This window comes from Endozoicomonas sp. SESOKO4 (assembly GCF_024606275.1).
Genome location: NZ_JAHHPS010000087.1, coordinates 1 through 4212 on the forward strand (window position 1 = coordinate 1; position 4212 = coordinate 4212).

The following is a 4212-nucleotide window of genomic DNA, read 5'->3' on the forward strand; positions in this document are numbered from 1 at the left end:
TAGCGACGACGAACAGGGCTCTGCTGATTCCATTGCGCCAGTTTCTCAAGCTTCTCCCGAATCTTGATTTCCAACCCGCGATCATTGGGCTGGTAGTACTTTCTGGCTTCCATATTCTCTGGAAAATAACATTCACCGGCTGCATAGGCATTGGGCTCGTCATGGGCATAGCGGTATTCAGCCCCATAGCCCAGAGATCCCATCAGTTGGGTGGGGGCATTTCTGAGATGGTTCGGTACGTCAAAGGAAGGGTTGCCTTTGACGTCGGCCATTGCAGCCTTCCAGGCCAGATAGACAGCGTTACTCTTCGGAGCACAGGCACAATAAACAGTGGCATGGGCCAGCGCCAGCAAACCTTCCGGGCTGCCCAGCCGTTCATAGGCCTGCCAGGCATTCATGGTCATTTCCAGTGCTCTCGGATCAGCATTACCAATGTCTTCGCTGGCAATCGCTACCAGTCTGCGAATGATATAAAGCGGATCGGCACCGCCATCCACCATTCTGGCTGCCCAGTAGAGTGCGGCATCGGGATCAGAGCCTCGCACGGATTTGTGAAATGCTGAAATCTGATCGTAAAACGCATCACCGCCCTTGTCGAAGCGTCGGCCACTGTCAGCCAGAATCTCCGACACTGTTGCCGCTTTAACCTGTCCATCTTCACTGAGATCTGCCGCTACTTCCAGAATATTCAGAACTCTTCTGGCATCGCCATCGCCATAACGCACCAGGATATCCTCAGCTTCAGGCTCAAGGGAAACAGGACTGTCCTTATAACCCCTTTCGTCTGATAACGCCTGATGAAGCACTTCCCTGAGCGCATCGTCCGTCAGGGGTTTTAACACATAAACCCGCGCGCGGGAGAGCAAGGCGTTGTTCAACTCAAAGGAAGGGTTCTCGGTAGTCGCACCGATAAATGTGATAGTGCCATCCTCAATATGGGGCAAAAAGGCGTCCTGCTGGGACTTGTTAAAGCGATGCACCTCATCCACAAACAGAATGGTTTTCCGCTGACGGGCCATCTGCTCATCCCGGGCTCTGGCTACCGCAGCCCGAATGTCTTTGACACCGGAGAGCACTGCTGAAAGCGTTTCAAAGTGGGCGTCGCAGACACCGGCCACCAACCGGGCCAGAGTGGTTTTTCCAACCCCGGGAGGGCCCCAGAAAATCATGGAGTGAATAGCACCCTGCTCCAGGGCTTCACGCAGAGGCTTGCCCCTGGCCAGAATGTGCTCCTGACCCAGGTATTCGCTCAGGTTGCGAGGCCTCATGCGTGCGGCAAGTGGCTCATATCGGGATGACTCGTCATCAAACAAACCAGCAGAATACACCGTTAACCCCGAGTCTCATCAATCACATCAAAGCCTTTGGGAGGGCTTACCTCAAACAAGTTGTCATTCAACTGTGTGTTTTCTTTGACCTTGGAGAACTGAATCCTGCGCTTGCCACCCAGAGAATCTGACAATGCAATGGAGACCAGCGTCCCCTGGCGAAAATCAATATCCAGCTTTTCAAACAGATCTGACTCCTCTTTGGGTGTCAGGGTGTATTGCTCATTCCGGCCCTTGCTGTAGACAGAAACGTTGTACTGTTTCAGCAGCTCACGGGCATTCCCTGTCAGCAGTTTGGCTGGCGTATTCGCCATGCGCGCATCCTGCTTCTGGATGATCACTTGCTGGAGTTCACGATCGACCATCCACACTCTGTTGCCGTGGGCAACGATTTCCTGTTCAAAAGGTTCCCTGGTTACCCAGCGAAAAAGATCAGGGCGTTTCATCTGCATCTCACCGGATTCTGTCTGGGTACGACCATCGGAAGAGACGGCTTCCTGCCGGAAATGAGCGCTCAGACTTTTCAGGGACTCCAGCTTTTCTGCCAGAGACTGAGAGGCTTTCTCGTCGTTCAGACCTTTGCTGACATCCACTGTCTTCACTGATTGAGCCGTCAGGGTAGTTGCCGGAGCATTACCCGGCGGGACGGCCATCACCTGCAACGAGACACTGAAAACAGCTGTAATTACAGTTACTTGAAAAACTTTCTTAAACACTCAACATTAACCCTTCACGGGAGGTGGTGCGATCACCTCACGATTACCATTATGACCTGCCGGGCTTACCACGCCGGCTACTTCCATCGTCTCTATGATACGGGCAGCACGGTTGTAACCGATCTTTAATTTACGCTGCACTGACGAAATTGATGCCCTGCGGCTTTCAGTCACAAAAGCAACAGCTTCATCATAGAGGGCATCCTGCTCTGAATCTTCGTCCAGCCCACCACTGATAGCATTGCCGTCAGAAGCCGTCTCTGCGCCACTGAGAACAGCATCCACATAATCAGGCTGGCCCCGTTTCTTCCAATCGGCTACCACTCTGTGCACTTCATCATCGCTGACAAAAGCACCATGAATACGAATAGGAACACTGGTGCCCGGCGGCAGGTAGAGCATGTCGCCATGACCCAGCAATTGCTCTGCCCCGCCCTGATCAATGATGGTGCGGGAGTCAATTTTACTGGACACCTGGAAACTAATGCGAGTCGGAACGTTAGCCTTGATCAGGCCCGTAATGACATCCACCGAGGGACGCTGAGTTGCCAGTATCAGATGGATACCCGCAGCACGGGCTTTCTGGGCAATCCGGGCGATCAGCTCTTCCACCTTCTTCCCGACAATCATCATCATGTCGGCAAATTCATCCACCACCACCACAATAAAAGGCAGCGCTTCAAGCTCAGGGGCCAGATCACCGAGGGTCATGGCTTCATAGAATGGATCACGAAGAGGTTTACCGGCGGCCTTCGCTTCTTTGACCTTTTTGTTATAGCCAGCAATATTTCTTACCCCCAGGGCCGCCATCAGCTTATAGCGACGCTCCATTTCCGCCACACACCAGCGCAGGGCATTGGCGGCTTCTTTCATGTCGGTCACGACGGGAGAAAGCAAATGAGGAATACCGTCGTAAATCGACAGTTCCAGCATTTTTGGGTCAATCATAATAAGACGAACGTCTTCCGGCCCTGACTTGAACAGCATGGAGAGCAGCATGGCATTAACGCCAACCGACTTACCTGAACCGGTGGTACCCGCCACCAGCAAGTGCGGCATTTTTGCCAGATCCACCACCACCGGCTGACCGGCAATATCATGTCCAAGCGCCAGACTGAGTGGCGATGCTGCTTTTTCATAAGCTCTGGAAGCAATCAACTCGGCAAAGAATACGGTTTCCCGGTCGTCGTTCGGGATTTCGATGCCCATCACTGACTTGCCGGGAATCACTTCAACGACCCGGACACTGACCACAGCCAAAGAACGGGCAAGATCCCTTGCCAAATTGGAAATCTTACTGGCCTTAACACCCGGCGCAGGCTGAATCTCATAGCGGGTAATCACCGGGCCCGGATGCACAGCCACCACTTCAGCTTTGACAGCAAAGTCTGCCAGCTTGGCTTCCAACAGCCGGGAGACAATATCCAGCTCTTCCTGTTTAACGCCGTTGCCATGATCCTGGATTTTGTCGAGTAAGCCCACTCCGGGAAGTTCACCTTCCGGTGGAATTTCAACGACGTTCTCTCCGACAGCGAAGGCCATTTCATCGGCTGCAGCGATATTCCGGGCCACGGCCATTTTGCCGACTTGTTCCTCTGACTTCGGGGCCGGGAGAACCAACACAGGCTCCTGGCGCTCTCCGGGGGAAACGTCGGCAGGCTCCTGAGCAGGTTTGGGCTGTGCTGCCCCCTGAAAAGCCTCACGATCCAGTTCGCGCTGCTCTTTCCATCTGGCGATACGAGACTTGACGACTTCTGCCAATCCGAAAATACCCTTGCCCAATTTGGCAAATGCTATCTTTAACAACCGACCGGTAGCATCCAGCACCTGAAACCATGACAGATGGGTATACAGAGTGAATCCCACCAGAAAAATAGCCAGCAAAATCAATGTACTGCCGATCAGATTAAAAACAGGCAGTGACTGTTCCATGATCATTCGACCCAGAATACCACCACTCCGGGCAGGCAGGCTCTCACCCGCTCCTTCCAGATGAATAGCGGCTAATGCTGCCCCTGTCGCCAGAGCCAGCAGCAAACCCAGTGAGCGCATGACAAACCAGCCGGGCTGCCAGTGCCAGGCACTGTATCGATACCGGAAAACCAGCACCGTTTTAATGACCAGCAGAACCGGTATCCACCAGGCGAAAACACCGAACAGGGAAAACA

Annotated in this window: 3 protein-coding genes; all 3 read right to left on the minus strand. The window is 53.4% G+C overall.

What is annotated here, in order from left to right:
• Positions 1 to 1268, minus strand: a 1268-nt coding sequence (locus tag KDK16_RS01405; protein WP_257274347.1) for a replication-associated recombination protein A, incomplete at its 3' end; no start/stop codon positions are given.
• A gap of 62 nt (positions 1269 to 1330) precedes the next feature.
• Complete coding sequence (gene lolA, locus KDK16_RS01410; RefSeq protein ID WP_257255588.1) at positions 1331 to 1981, minus strand: outer membrane lipoprotein chaperone LolA; 651 nt, start codon at positions 1979 to 1981, stop codon at positions 1331 to 1333.
• Positions 1982 to 2050: 69 nt separating this feature from the next.
• Positions 2051 to 4212 (minus strand): DNA translocase FtsK 4TM domain-containing protein (locus KDK16_RS01415; RefSeq protein WP_257274348.1); only part of this gene is annotated, 2162 nt, incomplete at its 5' end.

Excerpts from the sequence above, each read along its gene's own strand:
- lolA (WP_257255588.1), bottom strand. The coding sequence starts at position 1,981 with ATGGCCGTCCCGCCGGGTAATGCTCCGGCAACTACCCTGACGGCTCAA.